The sequence below is a fragment of the Jidongwangia harbinensis genome (assembly GCF_020216025.1).
Classification (GTDB): domain Bacteria; phylum Actinomycetota; class Actinomycetes; order Mycobacteriales; family Micromonosporaceae; genus Actinoplanes; species Actinoplanes harbinensis.
Map to the genome: position 1 here is coordinate 152,397 of NZ_JAIWNC010000006.1, position 23,650 is coordinate 176,046.

Consider the following 23,650-nt stretch of genomic DNA (forward strand, 5'->3'; position numbering starts at 1 on the left):
ACGTTTTCCGGGTGGCCCGCCGACGACCAGGCCGTGACCGCCGAATTCCTGCCCGCCGACCCGCTGCTGCACCTGCTGCGCCGGGCGACCTACGGTCCGACCGTGGCGTCCGTCGCCGAGGTGCGCAGGCTGGGCGCGTCGGCCTGGCTGGAACGGCAGCTCAGCCCCGCCACGATCGCCGACCCGGTGGCCGACGGCGTGGTCGCGCGGCTGCCGCTGAGCGGCCTGTCCATCGACGGGATCCGGGCCAGGGTCCGGGCCGGGGCGTTGCCGGAATACACCTGGGATCCGATGTTCGAACTCGGGTACGCGGCCGTCGCCCGGGCGATCTGGAGCGAGCGGCAACTGCTCGAGGTGATGGTCGACTTCTGGTCCAACCACCTCAACGTGACCAACCCGGGCGGCGACGTCTGGGACAGCCGGCCGGACTACGACCGTACGGTGATCCGCAAGCACGCGCTGGGCCGGTTCGCGGACATGCTCAAGGCCAGCGCCCGGCACCCGGCGATGCTGTCGTACCTGGACAACCGGTCGTCCACCCGTGCCGCGCCGAACGAGAACTACGGCCGTGAGCTGCTGGAACTGCACACCGTCGGGCTCGGGTACACGGAGGCCGACGTCAAGCACACGGCCCGGTTGTGCACCGGCCTGACGGTGAGCTGGGAGACCGGCCGCTACCGGTACGACGCCGGCGCGCACGCCACCGGCGCGGTCGCGGTGCTCGGCTTCCGGCACGCCAACCGGACCGCCACCGGAGGTGAGGCCGCCGCGCTGGCACTGCTGGACCACCTGGCACTGCATCCGTCCACGGCGAAGCGGATCGTCACCAAGCTCTGCGTCCGGTTCGTCTCGGACCAGCCACCGGCCTCGCTGGTCACCCGGCTGACGAAGGTGTACCTGGACCATCGCACCGCGATCGCCCCGGTGCTGCGGGCGTTGTTCGGCTCGGCCGAGTTCGCGGCGTCGGTGGGTGCCAAGACCCGGACCCCGCTGGAGGATCTGGCCGCCACGGTCCGGATCCTCGGGTACGGCCCCGAGCCCGCCGGCACCGCGGCACTGCGGGCGCTGTACTGGATGGCGGAGTCGGCCGGGCAGGCGCCGCTGGCGTGGGCACCGCCGAACGGCTACCCGGACGTGGCCGCCGCCTGGGCGTCGCCGTCCGGGCAGGTGATCCGCTGGAACGGGCACCTGAACCTGGCCGCCGGCTGGTATCCGGAACAGCTGGTCCGCCCGGCGGCCCCGGTGGCCGACCTGATCGGGCCGCTGCCGCCCACGTACGGCGAACTGATCGGGCTGGCCGCGGACCGGCTGCTGGGCCGCCGGCTGTCCGCCGAGCACACCGAGGCGGTCGCCGCGTTCTACGGCAAGACGGCCGGCACGCGGCTGCGGTCCGGCGACCGGGCGGTCGGCTGGGCGTTCCCGTACCTGGTGGCTCTGCTCCTGAATTCCCCTTCGTTCGCGCTGAGGTGACCGAGATGGCAACCGACGACTGTGGCTGCGCCGAGGACCGGCGCGCGACCGTGACCCGCCGCCGGCTGCTGGCGGCCGGCGCGGCGGGCGCGTTCGCCGGGCTGATCGGCGACCAGCTCGACACCCGGCTGGCGTTCGCCGCGGACCCCGCGTACTCCGGTGACGTGCTGGTGCTGCTGTCGCTGCGCGGCGGCTTCGACGGGATGTCCGCGGTGGTGCCGCACGGCGACCCGTACTACTACTCGGCCCGTCCCGGCATCGCGGTGCCGAAGGCGCGGCTGATCGGCGGGAACGCGTCGTTCGGGCTGAACCCGGCGCTGGCGCCGCTGCTGCCGCTGTGGAAGGCGGGCCGGCTGGCCGCGGTGCAGGCGGTCGGTCAGCCGGCCCCGAACCGTTCGCACTTCGCCGCCATGGAGGAACTGGAACGGGCCGCGCCGGGCACCTCGATCCGTACCGGCTGGCTCGACCGGATGCTGGGCGGGCTGGGCGGCGGTGACCCGTTCCGCGGGGTGTCGCTGGGCAGCGCCCGTCCGGCGCGGGTGCTGGCCGGTCCGGCCCCGGACCTGGGCCTGACCTCGGTGGACCGGTTCCGCCTGTACGGCGAGGGCGGTGCCGGGCCGATGGCCGCCACCATGACCAAGCTGTACGCCGGCGCTCCGGCCGCGATGGCGCAGACCACCGGGCAGGTCACCGACGCGCTGGCCACCGCGGGCCGGCTGATCGAGGCCGGGTACACGCCGGCCGACGGCGCCGCCTACCCGGACACCGACCTCGGTGCCGCGCTGCGCGACGTGGCCCGGCTGGTGAAGGCCGGCGTCGGCCTGCGCAGCGCGTGCGTGGACTCCGGTGACTGGGACATGCACGAGGACCTGGGCACCGCCGTGCCGGGCCGGCGGATGTACGAGAACCTGGACCGCCTCGCCCGGGCGCTGGCCGCGTTCGCCACCGACCTGGGACCGGCCGGGCTGTCCCGGGTCACCCTGGTGACGATCAGCGAGTTCGGCCGCCGGGTCGCGCAGAACGGGTCCGGCGGGCTGGACCACGGGTACGGCAACGCCATGTTCGTCCTGGGCGGCGGGGTGAAGGGCGGCCGGGTGTACGGGCGGTGGCCCGGCCTGGCACCCGCCCGCCTGGTCGACGGCGACCTCGCGGTGACCACCGACTACCGGGCCGTGATCGCCGAGATCCTGCAGAAGCGGTGCGGCGTGGGCAGCACCAGCGGCGTTTTTCCCGGCGTGCAGCCGAGCGCCCTGGGCCTGGTCGCGGCGCGCTAGCGGAGCAGCGCGAACCGGGCCAGCGTGACGCCGTCCCGGCCGTGCACCGCGAACGCGTCGCAGACCTGGTGCACCAGCCACAGCCCCATGCCGCCGATCACCCCGGGCGCCGGTGGGCGGTATCCGGCCAGCGGGTCGGGCGGTTCCGCGCCGTCGTCGGTGACCTCGCAGACGACCGCCTCCGGGCGGACCCAGACCCGCACGTTGCGCTGCCGGCCGCCGTGCCGGATGCCGTTGGTGGCCAGTTCGCTGAGCGCGAGCAGCAGGATCTCCACCCGCTCCGGCGGCAGCCAGCCCTCGGCGGTGGCCCGGTCCCGCAGCCAGGCGCGCAGGTCCGCCACGGTGTCACCGACCGCCACCTCGACCGTGGGCGGGCCGTCGGCCGGGTACAGCGGTTCGGCCAGGTCGGCGAGCAGCAGGTCCGGCGGTACGTAGTCGTCGCTGATGTGCCAGCCGTCGTCGTGGAGCAGGTGGTGGGTGCGCCGCGCCGCGTCGATCAGGTGCGGCGGGAGGTGGCGGCGGTCGTACGGGCAGAGCAGGTGACCGTTGAGGTCGGCCAGGGCGGCGTTGGTGGCGGCCTCGGCACGTACCCAGGACCGGGGTTCGTCGCCGAACGCGATCTCGTTGACCAGCCGTGCGGCCGGCCGGCCGGCGCGGGCGGCGGCGGACAGCGTCCGGGCCCAGCCGGACAGCGTGCGCACCGGCCGGACGTACCAGTCGCCGGCCGGCAGGAACCGGACCGCGGCCGCGTCGCGGCCCAGCGCCGCACGCAGCGCGTCGATGTGCTCGTCGCCGGCGGCCACCGCCACCGCCTCGCCGCGTTCCAGGCCCTCGCAGAGGAAGGGCAGCAGAAAGCCGGTGTACGCGGATTCGGAGCCGTAGAGGAAGGCGGAGTGCCGGAAGCGGGGCGTGGTGGTTCCAGGTCCGCTGTCGCGCACGTCGGCCACCTCCGCGCGACAACCGTAACACCGGTTGCCGATCGGCCGGCCGGGCCCGCACAGGTGGGTACCGGTGCGGGTGAATACCCGAGGGGCATAAGTGAAACCGCTGCTCCCGGCGGGTCCGGCGGTTCACACTGGCGCACGATGTCCCGTCCGCGGTGGGCGGGGGTGAGGGAGGTGCCCGGTGTCCGGAACCAGCGGCGTGCTGGCCGAGGTCGTCGGCGTCAGTGCCACCCGACCGGCGGGAACACCGCCGTCGCCAGAGATGGCCGCGATCCTGGTCGCCGCGGCGGACCGGCACAACCGGACCGGCGCCGCGCTGCGGATCCGCCGGCACGACTCCGACGAGGGGCCCGCGTACTGGCGCTGGGACTGTGCCCGGTGCGGGGAGTACGGCGGGGGGCGGCACCACACCGACGCGGTGACCCGGGCGCTGCGCCACTGCGCGGAACACCCGGAGCACCGGTCGTCGCTGCTGCCGCCGACCCGGTGCCGGGAGCGGGAGGAGCGGGTGGTCGTACACCCGATGTTGTTCGCCGTGGACGACGACCCGCCGCCGCCTCCGCTGTCGATCTGACCTACGGCTGGGTGTCGCCCTGGCCGGTACGCGCCTGCGCCTGGTCCACGCCCTTGTCGATGTGCTCCGAGTGCTTGTTCCCGGTGCGGTCGTCGATCTGGTCGCCGGCCTTGTCCAGGCCCTGGTCGACCTGCTTGTCATGGTCGTCGGCGAAGTCCTTGGCCTTGTCCATGAAACCCATGGTCGGCTCCTCTCGTTGCGGTTGCCTCTCCGGTGCCCGGCCACCGGGGCGGCAAACCCGCTCAGGCGGGGCGTTTCGCCAGGATGCCCGCCACCCGCCGGACCCGTGGATCGGCCTCGATCTCCTCCAGCGACAGCCGCAGCGGCATCCGCCAGTTCGGGTACTCGTCGGTGGTGCCGGGCAGGTTCGGCTGGTTCAGCTCGCCCAGCACGTCGTACAGCGACGCGGTGACGAACCGGCACGGGGTCCGCGCCAGGAACTCGTGCATCGCCACCACGACCTCGTCGCCGGTGCTGTCCGCGGTGATCAGGCCCTCCGCGCGGAGCAGGGCCAGCAGCTGGGCCCGGTCCGCGTCGGCGTGGCGCCGCTCGTCCGCCTCGCTGCCGGCCAGCTGGCCCAGCTCGGCCCGGACCCGGACCTGCTCGCCCGCCAGGAAACCGGCGGCGGTCGGCAGGTCGTGGGTGGAGACGCTGGCCAGCGCGTTGCGCGGGTACCGCCGGGCCGGCAGGTAGCCGCCGTCCGGGTCGTCGTCGTCGCGGGTGAACCAGAGCACCGCCGAGCCGAGCATGTTCATCCGGTCCAGGCCCTCGGTCACCACCGGCAGCACCGTGCCGAGGTCCTCGCCGATCACCACGGCGCCGGCCCGGTGCGCCTCCAGCGCCAGGATGCCGAGCATCGCCTCCGGGTCGTAGTGCACGTACGTGCCCTCGGCGGCGCCCATGCCCGGCGGCACCCACCACAGTCGCCACAGCCCGGCCACGTGGTCCACGCGCAGTCCGCCGGCGTACCGGAAGATCCGGCGCAGCATGTCCCGGTAGGCCGCGTATCCGCTCTCGATCAGCCGGTCCGGCCGCCAGGCGGCCAGGCCCCAGTCCTGCCCGAGCTGGTTGAACGCGTCCGGCGGGGCGCCGGTGTGCACGCCCGCGGCCAGGACGTCCTGCAGCAGCCAGCCGTCCGCGCCGCTCGGGTCGATGCCGACCGCGAGGTCGTGCACCACGCCGACCGGCATCCCGGCCTCGCGGGCCGCGGCGTTGGCCGCGTCCAACTGGGCCTCGAGCAGATGCTGCACCCAGACATGGAACGCCACCCGGTCGCCGGAGCGGGCCGCGCGGGCCGCCGGGGAGTCCGGCCGGCGCAGCTCCGCCGGCCACTGCTGCCAGTTCGCGCCGTGCCGCTCGGCCAGCGCGCAGAACGTGGCGAAGTCGGTGAGCCCCGGGTCGGCGTCCAGGTCGATCTCGCCGGCCAGCGGCCAGAGCAGCTCCAGGGCGGCCCGTTTGGCCTGCCAGACCGCGCTGTAGTCGATCAGGCCGTCCCCGGTCGGCGCCGGCCGCAACGCGTCCACCTGGGCGCGCAGCGGCGGATCCGCCCGGCGGTACGCGTCGGTGTCGGCGACCCGCAGGTACAGCGGGTTCGCGAAGCGGCGGCTGGACGGCGAGTACGGCGACGCCGGCACCGGCAGGGTGGGCGTGATCGCGTGCAGCGGGTTCAGCAGGATCAGCCCGGCGTCCTGCCCGCGGACGAACGTGCGCAGGTCGCCCAGGTCGCCGATGCCCCACGAGTCGGCGGAGTGCAGCGCGTACAGCTGCAGCATCCAGCCCCAGGCCTCCGGCGGTTCGGGCAGCTCGGTGGGCACCACGACCAGCGTCACGTCCTGGTCGTCGTGGGTCAGCCGGTGCCAGCCCAGCGGCAGGTCGGCGGGGATCTCGCGGACCTCCCGGCGGGTGCCGTCCTCCAGCGTGACGGTGCCGGGTCCGGCCAGCGGGCGGCCGGTGCCGTGGCGGACCACCACGGTGCCGGGCAGCCTGCGCAGCCGCCGGGTCTCGCGGATCGCGTCCAGTTCCCGGCGTACCGCGTCCGGGGTGGCGGCGTCGACGCCGAGCAGCCCCAGCACCCCGACGACGGACTCGGCCGCCACGTCGCGGCGTTCGCGATGCCAGTCCTCGTACCAGGTCGCCACCCCGTGTGCCTCGGCCAGCGCCACCAGATCCGGGTCCATCCGCTCTCCTACTCCTCGGGTCCGCTCGCACATACCCTGCCGCACCTGAGGTAGTCCGGCTTGCCGGTATGGGCCAGGATGGAGCGCATGTCTCAAGCGATGAAGTGGTGGTCCCGGGCGACCGCGGCCGTGACCGGTGCAATCCTGACCCTGATGATCCCGGTGCACGCGTGGGCGGTGAGCACCGGTGTGGCCGACGTGGCGGTCGAGGCGGCCCGGTCCCGGCGCCGGGGCGGCGGCGGCTTTTTCATCATCGGTGCCCTGTGCTGCCTCGTCGTGGTGGGCGCCATCGTGCTGGCGATCGTGCTGATTTCGCGCAACCGCAAGCGGCGCTGACCGGCTGCGTCCTAGCGTGAGGGGGTGCGGAGCAGAGTCGGTGGGGTCGCCCTGGGCGTGGCCGTCTGCACGGTGCTGAGCGTGCCGCTGGCCGTGTCGGTGACCGCGGACGCGGCGTCCGACGTGCTGCTGTCCCGGGGCCGCCCGGCGCTCGCGTCCAGCACCAGCGGGGCGCAGTACGACGCCTCCCGCGCGGTCGACGGTGACCTCGGCTCGCGCTGGGCCGGCGTGTCCGGGCCCGGCACCCAGTGGCTGCGGATCGACCTGGGCGCCGCCCGCCGGGTGCACCGGGTCACGCTGGTGTGGGAGAAGGCGTACGCGGCGTCGTACCGGGTCCAGGTGTCCGGCGACGGCGCCTCCTGGACCGACCTGTACGCCACCCGCTCCGGCAACGGCGGCACCGACGACCTCAAGCGGCTGGACCGGGCCGGCCGGTACCTGCGGGTGCTCGCCACCCAGCGCGGCACCTCGTACGGCTATTCGCTGCACGAGGTGCGGGCGTACGGCCCGGGGCCGGTGCCGCCGCCGGCACCCCGGGTCGCGCCCGGCACGGCGGTGCCCGCCGCGGCGGTCGCGCTGGACGACCCGCGGCGCAAGGAACTCGCCATGCAACTGGTCTCCACCGCGGAGAACTCGACGCTGAACTGGCGCTCGCAGTACGGCTACATCGAGGACATCGGCGACGGCCGCGGCTACACCGCCGGCCTCGTCGGGTTCTGTTCCGGCACGTCGGACATGCTGGCCGTGGTCGCCGAGTACACCCGCCGCAAGCCGGGAAACGGGCTGGCGAGGTACCTCCCGGCGCTGCGTGCGGTGGACGGCTCCGACTCGCACGCCGGACTGGATCCGGGTTTCCCGGCGGCGTGGCGGGCGGCGGCCCGGGACCCGGTCTTCCAGAAGACCCAGGAGGACGAGCGGGACCGGATGTACTTCGGTCCGGCGGTCACCCTGGCGCGTACCGACGGGCTGCGCGCGCTGGGGCAGTTCGCGTACTACGACGCCGCGGTCATGCATGGCATGTCCGGGCTGCACGCGATCCGGGCCGAGACGGTGAAGTCGGCGAAGACGCCCCGGCAGGGCGGCGACGAGACGGTGTGGCTGGCCGCCTTCCTGACCGCCCGGGTGCAGGCGATGCAGGTGGAGGAGGCGCACAGCGACACCACCCGGGTGGACACCGCGCAGCGTGCCTTCCTGCGGGCCGGCAACCTGGACCTGAGCCCGCCGCTGAACTGGCGGGTCTACGGCGACCGCTTCACGGTCTCCGCTTAGCCCCGGCTCAGACCCAGTCGAGCGTGCGGTCGACCGCCTTGCGCCACTGGGTGAGGCCGCGGGCCACCTCGTCGGCGTTCATCTCCGGCGTCCAGTGCGCGTCCGCCGTCCAATTGGCCCGCAGCGTGTCGGTGTCCGGCCAGAAGCCCACCGCCAGCCCGGCCGCGTACGCCGCGCCCAGGCAGGTGGTCTCGGCGACGGTGGGCCGGACCACCGGTACCGCCAGCACGTCCGCCAGGAACTGCATGAGCAGGTCGTTCGCGGTCATGCCGCCGTCCACCCGGAGCGTGGTGAGCGGGGTGCCGCTGTCCGCGTTCATCGCGTCCACCACCTCGCGGGTCTGCCAGGCGGTCGCCTCCAGCGCGGCCCGGGCGAGATGCCCGCGGTTGACGAACCCGGTGAGCCCGACCAGCACCCCGCGGGCGTCCGCGCGCCAGTGCGGCGCGAACAGTCCGGAGAACGCCGGCACCAGGTAGCAGCCGCCGTTGTCCGGCACCGTGCGGGCCAGGTCCTCCACCTCGGCGGCGGCCCGGATGATGCCCAGGTTGTCGCGCAGCCACTGGATCAGCGCGCCGGTGACCGCGATGGCGCCCTCCAGCGCGTACACCGCGGGGGCGTCGCCGATCCGGTAGCCGACCGTGGTGAGCAGCCCGTGCCCGGAGACCACCGGCTCGGTGCCGGTGTTGAGCAGCAGGAAACTGCCGGTGCCGTAGGTGCACTTGGCCTCGCCCGGCGCGAAGCAGGTCTGCCCGAACAGGGCGGCCTGCTGGTCGCCGAGCGCGGACGCGACCGGGACCCCGGCGAGCGGGCCGCTGTGCGCGGTGCCGTACACCTCGGCAGAGGACCGGATCTCCGGCAGCATCGCCCGCGGGATGCCGGTGGCGGCCAGGATCTCGTCGTCCCAGTCCAGCGTGCGGAGGTTCATCAGGAGCGTGCGGCTGGCGTTGGTGACGTCGGTCAGGTGCCGGCCGGTCAGCTTGTGGATCAGCCAGCTGTCCATCGTGCCGAACAGCACCTCACCGGCGTCGGCCCGCTCGCGCAGCCCGTCCACGTGTTCCAGCAGCCAGGCCAGCTTCGACCCGGCGAAGTACGGCGCCAGCGGCAGGCCGGTGCGGGCCCGGAAGTTCTCCTCGCCGAACGCCGCGTCGAAGCGGCGCAACTGCTCGTCGGTGCGGGTGTCCTGCCAGACGATGGCGTGGTGCACCGGCCGGCCGGTGGCGCGGTCCCACACCACGGTGGTCTCGCGCTGGTTGGTGATGCCGACCGCGGCGAGCCGGGACGCGTCGAGGCCGCCGGAGGCGAGCGCCTCGCGCACCACGAACTGCACGCACTCCCAGATCTCCTCCGCGTCGTGCTCGACCCAGCCCGGCCGGGGGAAGATCTGGCGGTGCTCGCGCTGGGCCACCGACACGATCGTGCCGCCGGAATCGAAGACGATGCACCGGGAGGACGTGGTGCCCTGGTCGATCGCGGCGACGTAATCCTTGGTCACGCAGACACCGTAGACGAGACGCCGGCCGCCCGTGGGCGGCCGGCGTCCGGCTGTGGAAAACCGTCGGTCAGGCCCGGGACCACTTCTGGTTCGAGGCGCCGAGGCAGTCCCAGAGGTGCAGCTGGGCGCCGTTGTTCGGGTTGACCTCCTTGATGTCCACGCACCGGTTGGCGGAGATGTTCACCAGGTCGCCCGCGCCGGACAGGGTGAACCGCTGCACCGGGTTGCCGTTGCAGGTGACCAGCTGGATCGGCGTGCCGTTGGCGCTGCCCGCGGCGGCCGGGTCCATGCACTTGCCCATCGCCCGGACCGTGCCGTCGCCGTTGAACGTCCACTGCTGCGCGGCGCTGCCGTTGCAGTCGTACATCTGCAGCCGGGCGCCGTCGGCCGGGTTCCCGCCGGGGATGTCGATGCACTTGCCGTTCAGCGCGCTGCGCAGCCCGTTGCCGGTGGGGGTGCCGCCGCCGTCGGTCCAGGCCGAGACGCGGACGTAGTCGACCAGCATGGTCTGCGGGAAGGTGGTGGTGGCGTCCGGGTAGCCGGGCCAGTTGCCGCCGACCGCGACGTTCAGGATCATGAAGAACGGGTGGTCGAAGACCCAGCGGTCGCCGCCCAGGTTGGCCGGCGTGATCCGGTAGAACTCGGCGCCGTCCAGGTACCAGACGATCAGGTTCGGGGACCATTCGACCGCGTACGTGTGGAAGTTGTTGCTCAGCGGCTCGCCGATCGTCCGGCCGCCGCCGATCCCCTCGCCCCCGGAGTACCCGGGGCCGTGCACCGTGCCGTGCACCGTGTTCGGCTCGTACCCGACGTTCTCCATGATGTCGATCTCGCCGTCGGTGGGCCAGTTGCCGCCGCCGAGCATCCAGAAGGCCGGCCAGATGCCCTGACCGCGGGGGATCTTCAGGCGGGCTTCGAAGCGGCCGTACCGCTGGGCGAACTTGTCCGCGGTCAGGATGCGGCCCGAGGTGTACTCGCAGCGGCCGTAGTGGCACTGGTAGTTCGCCGGGTTGTCGCGGCGGGCGGTGATCGCCAGATGGCCGGAGCCGTCGTGCACCACGTTGCTGGTGGAGTTCGTGTAGTACTGCCGCTCGTTGTTGCCCCAGCCGCCGCCACCGATGTCGAACTTCCACTTGTTCTGGTCGAGCGGGGTGCCGGCCGGTGCGTTGAACTCGTCCTGCCAGGTGACCGGGCCGATGGCGGCCTCGGCCGTGTCGCCGCGTGAGGCGGCCACCAGGCCGCCGGTGAGGGTCGCCGCGACGGTGGCCGCGGCGAGCAGAATCCGGATCTTGCGCATGGGGATGCCTCCGGGGAGAGGTAATGATTCCGTTAACAGTCTTTAAAGTTCGACTGTCATCAGTCAAGAGCGACTGGTTCCGGAACCCCGGATAACACCTTTTTTTGTAAGTCTTCTTGTCAGAGGGGCGTGAACAGGTTAGGTACGGCCGGCGGCTGCCACTCCGGCAGCGAGGTGTGGGTCTCCTTCACCTCGTACTGCACGCCGTCGAACGTGACCTTGTCGCCCGCGGTGTAGAGCGTGAACGGCTCCCAGGCGGCCGGTGCCGCGGGCGGGGGCGGCGGCGTGGTGGGCTCGGCGGCCGGCGGCGGCGTGGTCGGCTCCACCGACGGTGGCGCGCTGCTGGCCGGCGGCGCCGACTCCGGCACCTCGGTGGACACCCGGACCAGGTCGACCTGCATCCGCTGCGGGAACACCGACCGCCGCGCGAACTCGGCCACGCCCAGGCTCATCCCCACCACGAACGGCCCGTCGAAGACCCACTGGTCGCCGGCCTGCTCGGCGCGCACCCGGAACACCTCGTCACCGTCCACCGACGCGACCGCCAGTTCGGCGTCCCACTCCACCGTGACGGTGTGGAAGCCCCGGTCCAGCGCCCGCGGCTCGACCCGCCGGATCGGGCCCAGCAGGTCGGTCTCCGTGGCGCCCTCCCCGGCGCCGGCGAGGAACAGCGCCGGACGCGCGCCCCGGCTCTCCGGCAGCTTGATCCGGGTCTCCAGGCGGCCCTGCTCCTGCTCGATCGGCTCCCGGGTGACCAGCCGCGTCGCGTCGGACCCGCGGGCCACCAGCGTCAGCGTGCCGGACCCGTCCAGCCGGACCGCCCGCGCGCTGTCCGCCGGCACGGCCCACTTGTCCCGGTCCGCACCGTTGCCCCGGCGCCCGGCGAAACGGTCCTCGAACGTCACCTGCTCGTCGGTGTCGCGTTGGGTGCTCTGGCCCGGCCGGCCGCGCCGGTCCAGGTCGTTGGCCTCGGCGCGGTCGAGTCGGGACGGCAGCCAGATCGCGGTGGCCAGGCCCGCCGCGGCGGCGACCACCGCCACGATCTGTCGCGGTCGGTAGGCGGAAGAGGACGCTCCGGTGTGGCGGGCACGGTGCATCGAGTCGATACCTCCGGACGGGGGAGCCGAGGCGGCAGTGACACTGTCGAAGATGCGAGATGATCTCGCAAGTCCGCGGGGCAGACTTAAAAATTTCTTTAAGTTCGGCCGTGGTGTCGTTATGGGAGGGTCAGGGGCATGTCGGAGGTGACCGGGGCATTCGCCGGCCGCGCCGGGGGTCTGCAGGCGCCGCTGTGGCGGGCCATCGCGGTGTTCCGGATCGCCGCCCTGGTGTACGTGACGATCCTGGTCGTCCGCAACGTCGGCGAGTACGAACGGCCGGTGCTGGCCTGGCCCGTCCTCGCGCTGACCGCCGCCTGGACCGTCGTCACCACGTACGCGTACGCCGACCCGACCCGCCGCCGGCCACCGCTGCTGGTGGCCGACCTGGTCATCACCATGGGCGTGATGACCGCCAGCATCTGGGTCGTCGGCCGGGCCGCGCTGGAGGCCGGGCGGCCGACGCTCGCGGTGGCCTGGCACGTGGCACCGGTGATCGCCTGGGCGGTGGCCGGCGGGCGTCGCGGCGGCATCATCGCGGCCCTGGCGATGGGCGCCACCGACCTGGTGGTGCGGGCGCACTACGACCAGGCCGCGTTCACCGGCACGGTGCTGATGCTGCTCGCCGCGCTCGCGGTGGGGTACATGGTCCGGCTGGTCGAGGTCGCCCAGGCGAAGCTGGAACACGCGGTGCAGCTCGAGGCGGCCACCCGGGAACGGGAACGGCTGGCCCGGGACATCCACGACTCGGTGCTGCAGGTGCTCGCACTGGTGAAGCGCCGCGGGGCCGGGCTGGACGGCGAGGCGGGCGAACTGGCCCGGCTGGCCGGCGAGCAGGAGGCCGCGCTGCGTGCGCTGGTCACCAGCCGGACCGCGCCGGCGGTGGCGGACGGCGCCGAGGCGGACCTGATGGCGCTGCTCGGCCGGTACGCCTCCAGCACGGTGTCGATCGCGTCCCCGGCCGCGGCCGTGCGGCTGCCGGCCCGGGTCGCCGCCGAGGTGGCCGCCGCGGTCGGCGCGGCGCTGGACAACGTCGCCAAGCACTGCGCGCCGGGTACGAAGGTCTGGGTGCTGGTCGAGGACGAGCCGGGCGACGTCACGGTCAGCGTCCGCGACGACGGCTGCGGCATCCCCCCGGCCCGGCTGGACGAGGCGGCCGCCCAGGGCCGGCTGGGCGTGGCCCAGTCGATCCGGGGCCGGATCACCGATCTCGGCGGGACCGTGGAGATCGCCTCGGCCCCGGGCGAGGGCACCGAGGTGGAGCTGACCGTACCGCGCGGACCGATATCGTGAACGCCGTGGCAGAGCAGGCGGTACGGGTGATGGTGGTGGACGACCACCCGATGTGGCGCGAGGGCGTGAGCCGGGATCTCGCCGCCGCCGGGTACGACGTGGTCGCGGTGACCGGCGAGGGACGCCAGGCGATCCGCATCGCGGCCGCGGCCCGCCCCGACGTCGTCGTGCTGGACCTGCAACTTCCCGACGTGACCGGGGTCGAGGCGATCCTCGGGCTGCTGGAGGCGGTGCCCGGCATCCGGGTGCTGATGCTGTCGGCCAGCGGCGAGCAGCAGGACGTCCTGGACGCGGTGAAGGCCGGCGCGACCGGCTATCTGCTGAAGTCGGCCGGGCTGACCGAGTTCCTGGAGGCGGTGGCCCGCACCGCGGCCGGTGACACGGTGTTCACGCCGGGACTGGCCGGGCTGGTGCTGGGCGAGTTCCGCCGGCTGGCGGTGGAGCAGCCGGCCGCGGACGACGGCGGCGCGCCGAAGCTCACCGAGCGCGAGACCGAGGTGCTGCGGTTGGTGGCCAAGGGCCTGTCGTACCGGCAGATCGCGGAACGACTGGTGCTCAGCCACCGCACCGTGCAGAACCACGTGCAGAACACGCTCGGCAAGCTGCAGCTGCACAACCGGGTGGAACTCACCCGCTATGCGATCGAGCGGGGCCTCGACTGAGCCCAGAGTTACTCGTACCTCGGCGGGTTGGTCTCGTGCATGGCCAGTTCCTCGGCGCTGGCGCCGCCGCCGGCCGCACCGGCGTCGTAGGCCACGCTGTCCGTCTCGTTGTCGAAGCCGTAGCCCTCGTCCGGCTCCACCAGCCGGCCCACGGTCGCCGGACTGTCGTCGTCGAGCTGGCCGTCGTCGTACAGCGACACCTGCGACTTCGGGTCCGAGGTCGGGCTCGCGCCCCACACGTCGGCGTCGAGGTTGCGCTGTTCGGAGCTGTCCAGCGTCTCGTCGATCGGGTCACGGGCCGGTGGCAGCGGGTCCTCCGCGCCGACGTCCGGCTCCTCCTGCCGGAGGCGGCGCTCCAGGGACTCGCCCTGGCGCTGCTCCTCGGCGGTGTCGCCGAACCGGTTCGACCCGCCCGGACCCACACCGGCAAGCGCGGCCGGGTCCGCTCCGTCGGCCCAGCGCGGGCTGTCCACCGAGTCGTACGCGTTCGAGTCGTCGTCCGCGGTCTCCGGCAGCCCGGAGGCCTCGGGGTCGGACACCTCGGTCGGGTAGTCGTTGTCTCGCATGACCGCTACCTACCCGCGTGCGGGGTCGGCCATGCCTTCGCTGCCGAGATGGCGGTCCGGGGCGGACGCGGTCTCGCGCTGGTCCTCCAGCACCGCCCAGACCACCTTGCCGTCGTCCAGCCGCAGGTTGCCCCAGCGGGCCGCGACCGCGTCGATGAGCAGCAGCCCCCGGCCGCCGTACGAGGTGGGCGCCACCGGCCCGGAGAACTCCGGCACGACCGGGGACTCGTCGCGTACCGCCACGCTCATCGCCTCGCCGTGCCGGGCCAGGAACACCGTCATCGGCGTGTGCGCGTGCGCCACCACGTTGTTGACCATCTCGGTGACCACGATGCAGGCCGGGCCGGCCAGCTCGGGGCGGTCCCAGCGGCCGCACGCCTCGGTGACGAGTTCCCGGGAGCGGCGGGCCGCGCCGAGGACCGGGTCGAGCGCCAGGCTGAGGTAGTGGTCGGCGTCCGCGGTGCCGAGATGGGTGAACGCCTCGGAGTGGCCGGGCCACACGGTGAGGCCGGTGGCCCGCCACAGGTCGCCGTCCGCGGCGCAGAGCACCAGGTGTGCGGCGGGCCAGTCGGCGGTCTCCCGGGCGACGTCCCGGAGCACCTGCAGCGCGCCGGGCTCGGCCAGCCGGACGCCGGTCACGTCCACCACGACCGCCTCCGGCTGGTGTGCCAGCAGGCCGAGCAGGATCGACCGGACCCGCCGGGCGGTGCCGGCGTCGAGCACCCCACTGAGCTGAAGCACCGGGTACATGCCTTCGGTGACCAGTCGGTGTGTCAGCTCGCTCGTCATGATCGCTCCATTGTGCCTATCGCGATCTCGCCTCGCATTTCGGCGCGGAGAGAAAATCGCTACCTCTTTAGCGGCGATACGCCTTATATCGGCTAATCGGGACATAAGCGCAACATGGGCATGGCCAGCAAGTACCCCGATGGGCCGGGCTCATGCGTCCGGCGCGGACTCAGCGACTGGTGCCCGCCGTGCGCAGCCGGCCCGCCTCCGGGCGGCGGGCCTCGTGCCGGCCACCCGGCACCGTCGCGTGGTGGTGCTGCGGCTCGGCGTACCGGGTCAAACCGATCACCGACGCCAGCGTCGCCACGAACCCGACCGCCGCCAGCCACTCCCGGCCCGGGTAGATCTGGTCGCCGAGCAGCAACAGTCCGACGATCGCCGCCGGCACCGCCCCCGCGGCATCCATCGCGGCCACCGCCGCCGTGGTCGACCCGCGCTGCATCGCCAGGCCGAGCAGCAGCTGACCCACGATCGAGTGCGCGATGAGCAGATAGAGCAGCGGGTTGGTGAAGACCCCCGCCACCGAATGCTCACCGGCCAGCGGGCGGGCCGCGATCGCCGCGGCGGAGAACGCCATCCCGGCGAGCGAACCCAGCACCACCGAGCCGAGCGAGCCGTGCAGGCGTACCGCGAAGAAACCCAGACCGGCCAGCAGGCCGAGCGCCGCACCCAGCGCCACCATCGCCGGGGCGCCCAGCGGGCGGGCCGGCGCCGGCTGCGCCGACAACACGAGCGCGGCGATGCCGGCCAGCAGCAGACCGAGCAGCCCCACCTCGGCGCGGGGCAGGCACCACTTCAGCAGGAGTACGCCGAGCAGCGCGGTCACGCCCAGCCCCGCGGCCACGCTCGCCTGCACCAGGAACAGCGGCAGGTCCCGCCGGGCCAGGAAGGCGAACACGAACGCGAACAGCTGGCAGCCGATGCCGAGCAGGTAGGTGCGCTGCCCGGCCAGGCGCAACAGCAGGCCCGGGTCGAAGGTGTGGTGCACGGTGGTACGCGCGGCGGCCGCCGACTGAAGCAAGTTGGCGACCCCGTATGCCGCGATCATGGCAGCGAGGAAGAACCAGCCCGGGGACACCACTCGGCGAGAATAGACCGTTCCCGGCTGGGTTACCCGGCCTTCCTGTCCGTCGGGGGCCTCAGCGGCCGGGTTGCCCGGCCCGGTGGTCGGCCAGGCGGCCGAGGACGTCGGCGTGCAGCAGCCCGTTGGTGGCGATGGCGCTGCCGTTGCCGGGCGCGGCCCCGCCGTCCAGATCGGTGAACCGCCCGCCGGCCTCGGTGACGATCGGCACCAGCGCGGCCACGTCCCACAACGACAGCTCCGGCTCCACCATGGCGTCCACCGCACCCTCGGCGAGCAGCATGTACCCGTAGAAGTCGCCGTACGCCCGGCTCCGCCACACCTGCAGGACGATGTCCAGGATCGGCTCCAGGCGACCGCTCTCCGCCCACCCGGAGAGACTCGAGTAGCAGAAGCTGGCGTCGTCCATACGGCTCACCGCTGACACCTGGATGCGGGACGCGGCCCGCTGGTGCCGGCCGGCGTACGCGCCGTGACCCAGCGCACCCCACCAGCGGCGGCCCAGCGCCGGGGCGGAGACCAGACCGGCCACCGGGACGTCGTTCTCCATCAACGCGATCAACGTGCCCCAGATCGGGACGCCGCGGACAAAGTTCTTGGTGCCGTCGATCGGGTCGATCACCCAGTGCCGGCTGCCGGACCCGGCGGCCGGGGTGGACATGCCGAACTCCTCGCCCAGCACGCCGTCGCGCGGCCGGGCCCGGGCCAGGGTGGCCCGGAGTGCCTTCTCCACGGCGGTGTCGGCGTCCGAGACCGGGGTGAGATCGGGCTTCGACTCCACATGCAGGTCCAGCGCGCGGAACCGGGCCATCGAGATCGAGTCGGCCGTGTCGGCGAGCAGGTGGGCGAGCGACAGATCATCGGCGTAACCGGTCATGCCGGAAACCTAGCGGATGGTCACGGGGGCGGGTCCGCACGGCTCTCCGGGGTGTGCGGTTCGGCGCATCGTGGGGCTTGGCGTGCCGTGCGCTTATAGGTCCGGTCGCTCGCTGCGCGCTGCACCTCGACACACAGTGTCTCCCCGTGCCCGGCGTGTGGCGGGATGGTTCGCTGCGCACCGGAACTCGACACGCCCGGTCGCCTTGTGCCCGGCGTGTGGCGGGATGGTTCGCTGCGCACCGGAACTCGACACGCCCGGTCGCCTTGTGCCCGGCGTGTGGCGGGATGGTTCGCTGCGCACCGGAACTCGACACGCCCGGTCGCCTTGTGCCCGGCGTGTGGCGGGATGGTTCGCTGCGCACCGGAACTCGACACGCCCGGTCGCCTTGTGCCCGGCGTGTGGCGGGATGGTTCGCTGCGCACCGGAACTCGACACGCCCGGTCGCCTTGTGCCCGGCGTGTGGCGGGATGGTTCGCTGCGCACCGGAACTCGACACGCCCGGTCGCCTTGTGCCCGGCGTGTGGAGGTGCGGCGCGCTCCGCACCCGGAACCACACGCACTGCGCATCGCGGGAACCAGGCGCGGCCGGTGGGGCTTGCCACGCGCCGCTCCCGCCTGACTCTGCCAAAGTCGGGGGCGATGCGCCCGAATTGTCGGTGCGAGGCGCCCAGCACGACTCGAGGATCTGTACGGCAGTGCCTAGCGAGCCGGGCGCAGGGGAGTCGGGCGCAGGGGAGTTGGGCGCAGGGGAGTCGGGGTGGGCGGGAGATTGGCGGCAGATCGTGGATGGTGGAGCGATTCTTGGTGCGAATGGCCCTCCTAAGGCAGTGCCGCTCCAACGTCTGGCCGCCAAGATCTACTTCTGGGGCCCAGGTGATCAACCGTCGTGCCGACGGCGAGGCAACCAGTGCCGGGCCAGGCGGGGTAGTGGCGGGGCGAGCCAGTTGCCGGGCCGGGTCAGTGGCGGAGGCATGCCGGGCCACTGGCGGGGCGGGACCGGGCCACTGGCGGGGCGGGACCGGGCCACTGGCGGGGCGGGACCGGGCCACTGGCGGGGCGGGACCGGGCCACTGGCGGGGCGGGACCGGGCCACTGGCGGGGCGGGGCCGGCTAGTGGCGGGGCAGGGCGGGGCAGTCGTGGAGACGTGCGGGTCAGGGGCGGGCCGGGTCAGGGGCGGGCCGGGTCAGGGGCGGGGCGCGGACTGGTCGCGGGGGTCCGGCTCCTCGCGGGGGTCCGGCTGGTCGCGGGCGTCCGGCTCGCCGGCGCGTGAGCTGAGCAGCCGGCGGTACGACGCCAGCCGCCGCGCGTCCGCCTTGCCCGCCGCCACCCAGGCGTCCAGCGCGCAGTCCTGGTCGGCCGCGGTGTGTCCGCAGTTCGGGGGGCAGTCGACGGTGCCCTCGACCAGGTCCGGGAAGCCGTGCAGCAGGCTGTCCGCGCTGACGTGGGCGAGCCCGAAGCTGCGGATTCCGGGGGTGTCGACGATCCAGCCCGGGTCGCCCTTCTTGATCACCCGGGGCAGCCGCAGCGCCACGGCGCTGGTTGAGGTGTGCCGGCCCTTGCCGATCGCGCTGACCACGCCGACGGCTCGCAGTGCGTCCGGGACCAGGCGGTTGACCAGCGTGGACTTGCCCACGCCGGAGTGGCCGACGAGCACCGAGATGCGGCCGGCCAGGTGGGCGCGCAGTTCGGTCAGGTCGCTGTCCGGGCGGACCAGGACGTACGGCAGGTCCAGCTCGGCGTAGTAGTCGAGCACCGCCGCGGGCCCGGCCAGGTCGGCCTTGGTGAGGCAGAGCAGCGGTTCGACGTCGGCGTCGTACGCCGCCACCAGGCACCGGTCGATGAACCCGGTCCGGGGCGGCGGGTCGGCCAGCGCACTCACGATGACGAGCTGGTCGGCGTTCGCCACCACCACGCGTTCCAGCCGGCCCTCGGGCGTGGTGTCGTCGTCGTCCGCGGTGCGGCGCAGCACGGATCGGCGCTCGGCGATGCGGACGATCCGGGCCAGCGCGCCGGCCGCACCGGACGTGTCGCCGACCAGGGCCACCCGGTCACCCACCACCACCGACTTGCGGCCCAGTTCCCGGGCGCGCATCGCGGTGACCACCTCGTCCTGCTCGGCGTCGGCGCGCACACAGCCGTACCGCCCGCGGTCCACGGTGATCACCAGCGCGTCCACCGCGTCGTCGTGTTTCGGGCGCAGACGGGTGCGAGGTCGTGACGCCCGGCCCGGTCGGATCCGGACGTCGTCCTCGTCGTACTCCCGTTTGCGGCCCGGCAGGTTCAGCTCCTCGCCACGAGTCCCGCCCAGAGTTCCGGGAACTCGGGCAACGTCTTCGAGGTACACGCTACGTCGCTGAGCCCGACGCCCTCCACGGTGAGTCCCACGACCGCGCCGGCGTGGGCCATCCGATGGTCGTCGTAGGTCTCGAAGACGGCCGACCGGCCCGGGCCCGGCGTGATGTCCAGGCCGTCCGGGTGCTCGGTGACGTCCGCGCCGACCTTGGTCAGCTCGCGGGCCAGCGCGGCCACCCGGTCGGTCTCGTGCAGCCGGATGTGTCCCACGCCACGCAGGCGGGACGGGCTGTCGGCCAGTGCGGCCAGCGCGGCGACGACCGGCGTCAGCTCGCCCACCTCGGACAGGTCGGCGTCGATGCCGTGCAGCGCGCCGGTGCCCCGCACGGTGAGCCCTTCGCCGGTCTGGGTCACCTCGGCGCCCAGGCCGGTGAGCAGTGCGGTGAGCCGGTCGACCGGCTGCCAGCTCCGCACCGGCCAGCCGGCCAGCGTCACGGTGCCGCCGGTGACCATGGCCGCGGCGAAGAACGGCGCGGCGCCGGAGAGGTCCGGCTCGATCTCCCACGTGTGGCCCCGCAGCGGACCGGGCTCGACGGTCCACACGTCCGGCGTGCTGTCGTCGACCACGGCGCCGGCGGCCCGCAGCATGTGGGTGGTCATCCGCAGGTGCGGCGCGGACGGCACCGGCGGTCCCTCGTGCCGCAGCACCAGGCCCTTGGTGAAGCGCGGCGCGGACAGCAGCAGGGCCGAGACGAGCTGACTGGACGCGGACGCGTCGATCACCACCTCGCCGCCCTCGACCAGCCCGGCGCCGTGCACGGTGAGCGGCAGCCCGCCGGTGGGTGCGGCCTCGATCGTGACGCCCAGCCCGCGGAGCGCCTCGACCAGCGGGCGCATCGGGCGGTTGCGGGCGTAGGGATCCCCGTCGAACGTCACCGTCCCCTCGGCCAGCGCGGCGACCGGCGGGGCGAACCGCATCACGGTGCCGGCCAGCCCGACGTCCACCCGGGCCGACCCGCGCAGCTCGCCGGGCTGCACCGTCCAGCGGTCGTCGCGGCCGGTGTCGACCGTGACGCCGACGGCACGCAGCGCACCGGCCATCAGCTCGGTGTCGCGGGCCCGCAGTGGCCGCTCGATCGCGGACGGGCCGTCGGCCAGAGCGCTGAGCACCAGGGCGCGGGCCGTCATCGACTTGGAGCCGGGCAGCCGCACGGAGGCGGTCACCGGGCCGGTGGCGGTCGGTGCGATCCATTCAGTCACGCGTCCCATTCTGCCGGTCGGGTACGACATTCCGGCGGCGCCTTCCCGTCCCCCGGGACGGTCGCCGGCCTGCGCAACCCGTTCCGGCTCAACGTGGACAAGGCGAGAGCGTAGGGTCGCGGGCATGTGTGGCCGGTACGCGACGACGCGCAGCGAAGCCGATCTGAGCCGCCTGTTCGACGCGGTGGACGTGACCGAGGGGCTCACACCGAGCTGGAACGTCGCGCCCACCGACCCGGTCCCGTTGGTCCGGGTGTCGAAGCGGCGCGGCGGACGAGTGCTGGATACCGCAAAATGGGGGCTGGTGCCGGCGTGGGCCAAGGATCCCCGGTCCGGTGGCCGGATGATCAACGCGCGGGCCGAGACGGTGGCCACGCTGCCGGCGTTCGCGCCGTCGTTCGCCCGGCGGCGGTGTCTGGTCCCGGCGGACGGCTGGTACGAGTGGGTCCGCGACGGCAAGCGCAAACAGGCGTACTACATGACCCCCCGGGACGGCTCCCCGCTGGCCTTCGCCGGCCTCTGGAGCATGTCCGCCGCCGACGTGCTCACCTGCAGCGTCGTGACCACCGCCGCGCTCGGTGGGCTGGCCCGGGTGCACGACCGGATGCCGCTGATCCTGCCGCCCGACCGGTGGGCCGACTGGCTCGCCGGCGGCGGTGAGCCGGCCGAACTGCTGCGGCCGATGCCGCCCGCCGAACTCGACCGGATCGAGCTGCGCGCGGTCCGTCCGGACGTCGGGAACGTCCGTAACAACGGTCCGGATTTGATCACTCCGCCGGACCCGGAACCGGTCCCGGTGACGCTTTTTTGATGACCGAATCACCCCACTTTGCAGGCAATTTGAATCGCCAACTTTGTTGCGAGATAGATAAGGGCCTTGTTCTGATCTTCTGATCTGCGATACAAACCACCGCCGGAGTGGTGTCGGTCCGCACGGTGCGGACGGCGTAACCACGCGTAGTACCGGTCCCACGGGGGAGGTGGGCTGCTGATGACACGGGCACGTATGCCGCGTCCGCACGAGGTCGCCATTGCGAGGCGCGACCCGAGACTGATCGAAGCAATTTCGCAGCGCCGGAGCGATGAGGCCTGGCGCATCCGGGGGGCATGCCGCAGCGTCGATCCGGAAACGTTCTTCCCGGCTCCGAACGAGCCGACCGAGAGCGCGGTATCGCTCTGCGGTACCTGCGACGTCCAGGGGCCGTGCCTGGCCTGGGCCCTGCAGGTGGGCGACTGCCACGGCGTCTGGGGCGGCACCACGCCCCGGGAGCGGCGCGCCATGCTGGTGGCCTGGCGCGAACGTGTCCAGCCCAACGGCGACGAGGTCGACGACGGTCCGGACGCCGAGGACCGTGAACTGCTCACCATGATCCCGGTAAGCCGCTGACCGAACCGGCGCCACGGCGATCACAATGACGCCGTGGCGACCGACATAATCCAGACACCCCGCGGTCCGGCGGAGATCGAGATCACCGATCCCGCCGGTCCGCCGGTCAGCCTGCTCGTCCTCGGGCACGGCGCCGGCGGTGGGGTACACGCCCCGGACCTGACCCGGGTGCACGACATCGCGACCGCCGCCGGGGTGCGGGTGGCGCTGGTGACCCAGCCGTACCGGGTGGCCGGCCGCCGTGCCCCGGCACCGGCGGCCCAGCTGGACGAGGCGTGGACCGCGGTGGTGCGCGAGCTGGCCGAGCCCGGCCTGCCGCTGCTGCTGGGCGGGCGGTCCAGCGGTGCCCGGGTGGCGTGCCGCACCGCGGCGGCACTGGGCGCCGCCGGCGTACTCGCGCTGGCTTTTCCGTTGCATCCGCCGGGCCGGCCGGAGCGCAGCCGTGCCGCCGAGCTGCCCACCGACCTGCCGACGCTGGTGGTCAACGGCGACCGGGACCCGTTCGGGGTGCCGGTGCCCGTCGGGCGGGTCGAGGTGGTGGTCCGTCCGGGCGCCACCCACGACCTTCGCAAGGACCTCGCCGGCACGGCCGACGCGGTCCTGACCTGGCTGCGCGCGCACCACTGGGGCCGGTGACCGGAATGTTGCGGGCCCGCCGACGGTTACATCCCCCGGAAGGCTGAACGTCGGAAGGGGTTGTCGAGTGCCAGCGATATCTGCGGACCGGGACGAGCGGGAGGTGCGCCGGGTACGGAACCTGCTGGGTTCCCCCGAGTGGCCGGCCGCCGCACCGGCGCCGGTCGCATCATCGGTGAGTGTCAGCACACCGGCGGTTTTCGAATCTGCTGCAGGGGCACTACCCGTATCCTCGGCGAGGCAGTCGAGGGGAGAGGATCGCGTGGCCCAGAGAGAACGGACCGAGGAGCGCCGGGCGCGCTTCGAGCGGGATGCGCTGCCGTTCGTGGATCAGCTGTACGCCGCCGGTCTGCGGATGACGCGCAACCCCGCCGACGCCGAAGACCTGGTGCAGGAGACGTTCCTGAAGGCGTTCTCCGCGTTCCACCAGTTCGAGGAGGGCACCAACCTCAAGGCGTGGCTGTACCGCATCCTCACCAACACCTACATCAACTCGTACCGGCGTAAGCAGCGGCAGCCCGTGCAGGCTCCCACCGAGGAGATCACCGACTGGCAGCTGGCGTCGAGCGAGTCGCACACCTCGGTCGGCCTGCGTTCCGCCGAGACGGAGGCGCTGGACCGGCTGCCGGACAGCGACATCAAGGACGCTCTGCAGGCTCTGCCGGAGGATTTCCGGCTCGCCGTCTACCTCGCTGATGTCGAGGGTTTCTCGTACAAGGAGATCGCCGACATCATGGGTACGCCGATCGGCACGGTCATGTCCCGCCTGCACCGGGGCCGGCGCAACCTGCGCAAGCTGCTCGAGACGTACGCCGCCGACCGGGGCATCACCCGCACCGCCGCTGCTTCCGAACCGCAGGAGGCGTGAGGCAC

At 73.3% G+C, this 23,650-nt stretch carries 23 protein-coding genes; 11 read left to right on the top strand and 12 right to left on the bottom strand.

Going from position 1 to position 23,650, the window contains the following annotated elements:
- Positions 1-33: 33 nt before the first annotated feature.
- Both LDL48_RS11045 and LDL48_RS11050 read left to right on the top strand, forming a co-directional pair.
- On the top strand, positions 34-1,470 hold the full coding sequence (locus LDL48_RS11045) for a DUF1800 domain-containing protein (RefSeq protein WP_225254956.1): 1,437 nt from the start codon (positions 34-36) through the stop codon (positions 1,468-1,470).
- Positions 1,471-1,475: 5 nt separating this feature from the next.
- Positions 1,476-2,744, top strand: a complete 1,269-nt coding sequence (locus LDL48_RS11050) for a DUF1501 domain-containing protein (RefSeq protein ID WP_225254957.1) — start codon at positions 1,476-1,478, stop codon at positions 2,742-2,744.
- Here the strand turns inward: LDL48_RS11050 and LDL48_RS11055 are convergent.
- Positions 2,741-3,682: an anti-sigma factor RsbA family regulatory protein gene (locus tag LDL48_RS11055; protein WP_225254958.1), complete on the bottom strand. Its 942-nt coding sequence runs from the start codon at positions 3,680-3,682 to the stop codon at positions 2,741-2,743. The genes LDL48_RS11050 and LDL48_RS11055 overlap by 4 nt on opposite strands.
- A gap of 187 nt (positions 3,683-3,869) precedes the next feature.
- Here LDL48_RS11055 and LDL48_RS11060 point away from each other — a divergent pair, with 187 nt between their 5' ends.
- Positions 3,870-4,262: a hypothetical protein gene (locus LDL48_RS11060; RefSeq protein WP_225254959.1), complete on the top strand. Its 393-nt coding sequence runs from the start codon at positions 3,870-3,872 to the stop codon at positions 4,260-4,262.
- A gap of 1 nt (position 4,263) precedes the next feature.
- Here LDL48_RS11060 and LDL48_RS11065 read toward each other — a convergent pair whose 3' ends face one another.
- Both LDL48_RS11065 and malQ read right to left on the bottom strand, forming a co-directional pair.
- Entirely contained in the window at positions 4,264-4,443 is a 180-nt protein-coding gene (locus LDL48_RS11065) for an antitoxin (protein WP_225254960.1), read from the bottom strand.
- A 61-nt stretch (positions 4,444-4,504) separates the two neighbouring features.
- Positions 4,505-6,439 carry a 4-alpha-glucanotransferase gene (malQ, locus tag LDL48_RS11070; protein WP_225254961.1) on the bottom strand — a complete coding sequence of 645 codons (1,935 nt, stop codon included), beginning with the start codon at positions 6,437-6,439 and terminating at the stop codon, positions 4,505-4,507.
- Positions 6,440-6,526: 87 nt separating this feature from the next.
- On the opposite strand from malQ, the gene LDL48_RS11075 reads away from it, so the two are divergent.
- On the top strand, positions 6,527-6,775 hold the full coding sequence (locus tag LDL48_RS11075; protein ID WP_225254962.1) for a hypothetical protein: 249 nt from the start codon (positions 6,527-6,529) through the stop codon (positions 6,773-6,775).
- Between the two features lie 24 nt (positions 6,776-6,799).
- Entirely contained in the window at positions 6,800-8,044 is a 1,245-nt protein-coding gene (locus LDL48_RS43410) for a chitosanase (RefSeq protein ID WP_308016448.1), read from the top strand.
- A gap of 7 nt (positions 8,045-8,051) precedes the next feature.
- Here LDL48_RS43410 and glpK read toward each other — a convergent pair whose 3' ends face one another.
- The 3 genes from glpK to LDL48_RS11100 form a co-directional block, all read right to left on the bottom strand.
- On the bottom strand, positions 8,052-9,536 hold the full coding sequence (gene glpK / locus LDL48_RS11090; protein ID WP_225254963.1) for a glycerol kinase GlpK: 1,485 nt from the start codon (positions 9,534-9,536) through the stop codon (positions 8,052-8,054).
- Between the two features lie 67 nt (positions 9,537-9,603).
- On the bottom strand, positions 9,604-10,833 hold the full coding sequence (locus LDL48_RS11095) for a family 16 glycosylhydrolase (protein ID WP_225254964.1): 1,230 nt from the start codon (positions 10,831-10,833) through the stop codon (positions 9,604-9,606).
- 119 nt (positions 10,834-10,952) lie between these two features.
- The gene (locus LDL48_RS11100) at positions 10,953-11,873 is read right to left on the bottom strand and encodes a carbohydrate-binding protein (protein WP_225254965.1); all 921 of its coding nucleotides are present in this window, start codon (positions 11,871-11,873) and stop codon (positions 10,953-10,955) included.
- A gap of 195 nt (positions 11,874-12,068) precedes the next feature.
- On the opposite strand from LDL48_RS11100, the gene macS reads away from it, so the two are divergent.
- A complete protein-coding gene (gene macS / locus LDL48_RS11105; RefSeq protein WP_225254966.1) occupies positions 12,069-13,223 on the top strand; it encodes a MacS family sensor histidine kinase in 1,155 nt (384 codons plus the stop codon).
- A gap of 29 nt (positions 13,224-13,252) precedes the next feature.
- The gene (locus LDL48_RS11110; RefSeq protein WP_225255098.1) at positions 13,253-13,885 is read left to right on the top strand and encodes a response regulator; all 633 of its coding nucleotides are present in this window, start codon (positions 13,253-13,255) and stop codon (positions 13,883-13,885) included.
- An 8-nt stretch (positions 13,886-13,893) separates the two neighbouring features.
- Here LDL48_RS11110 and LDL48_RS11115 read toward each other — a convergent pair whose 3' ends face one another.
- The 6 genes from LDL48_RS11115 to aroA form a co-directional block, all read right to left on the bottom strand.
- Positions 13,894-14,451 (bottom strand): DUF5709 domain-containing protein, encoded by a 558-nt coding sequence (locus LDL48_RS11115; RefSeq protein WP_225254967.1) that lies wholly within the window; start codon positions 14,449-14,451, stop codon positions 13,894-13,896.
- A 9-nt stretch (positions 14,452-14,460) separates the two neighbouring features.
- On the bottom strand, positions 14,461-15,240 hold the full coding sequence (locus LDL48_RS11120) for an ATP-binding protein (protein WP_225254968.1): 780 nt from the start codon (positions 15,238-15,240) through the stop codon (positions 14,461-14,463).
- 169 nt (positions 15,241-15,409) lie between these two features.
- Positions 15,410-16,288 carry a hypothetical protein gene (locus tag LDL48_RS11125; RefSeq protein ID WP_225254969.1) on the bottom strand — a complete coding sequence of 293 codons (879 nt, stop codon included), beginning with the start codon at positions 16,286-16,288 and terminating at the stop codon, positions 15,410-15,412.
- 91 nt (positions 16,289-16,379) lie between these two features.
- Entirely contained in the window at positions 16,380-17,198 is an 819-nt protein-coding gene (hisN, locus tag LDL48_RS11130) for a histidinol-phosphatase (RefSeq protein ID WP_225254970.1), read from the bottom strand.
- 1,187 nt (positions 17,199-18,385) lie between these two features.
- Entirely contained in the window at positions 18,386-19,480 is a 1,095-nt protein-coding gene (gene rsgA / locus LDL48_RS11135) for a ribosome small subunit-dependent GTPase A (RefSeq protein WP_225255099.1), read from the bottom strand.
- 2 nt (positions 19,481-19,482) lie between these two features.
- Positions 19,483-20,754, bottom strand: a complete 1,272-nt coding sequence (gene aroA, locus LDL48_RS11140; RefSeq protein WP_225254971.1) for a 3-phosphoshikimate 1-carboxyvinyltransferase — start codon at positions 20,752-20,754, stop codon at positions 19,483-19,485.
- 124 nt (positions 20,755-20,878) lie between these two features.
- Between aroA and LDL48_RS11145 the strand changes: the two genes are divergently transcribed.
- The 4 genes from LDL48_RS11145 (at position 20,879) to LDL48_RS11160 (ending at position 23,645) form a co-directional block, all read left to right on the top strand.
- Positions 20,879-21,565 (top strand): SOS response-associated peptidase, encoded by a 687-nt coding sequence (locus tag LDL48_RS11145; RefSeq protein ID WP_225254972.1) that lies wholly within the window; start codon positions 20,879-20,881, stop codon positions 21,563-21,565.
- Between the two features lie 180 nt (positions 21,566-21,745).
- Positions 21,746-22,141, top strand: coding sequence for a WhiB family transcriptional regulator (locus tag LDL48_RS11150; RefSeq protein ID WP_225254973.1), 396 nt, complete (start codon positions 21,746-21,748; stop codon positions 22,139-22,141).
- Between the two features lie 33 nt (positions 22,142-22,174).
- Positions 22,175-22,777, top strand: a complete 603-nt coding sequence (locus LDL48_RS11155) for an alpha/beta hydrolase family protein (RefSeq protein WP_225254974.1) — start codon at positions 22,175-22,177, stop codon at positions 22,775-22,777.
- A 67-nt stretch (positions 22,778-22,844) separates the two neighbouring features.
- Positions 22,845-23,645, top strand: coding sequence for a sigma-70 family RNA polymerase sigma factor (locus LDL48_RS11160; RefSeq protein WP_308016449.1), 801 nt, complete (start codon positions 22,845-22,847; stop codon positions 23,643-23,645).
- Positions 23,646-23,650: the final 5 nt, after the last annotated feature.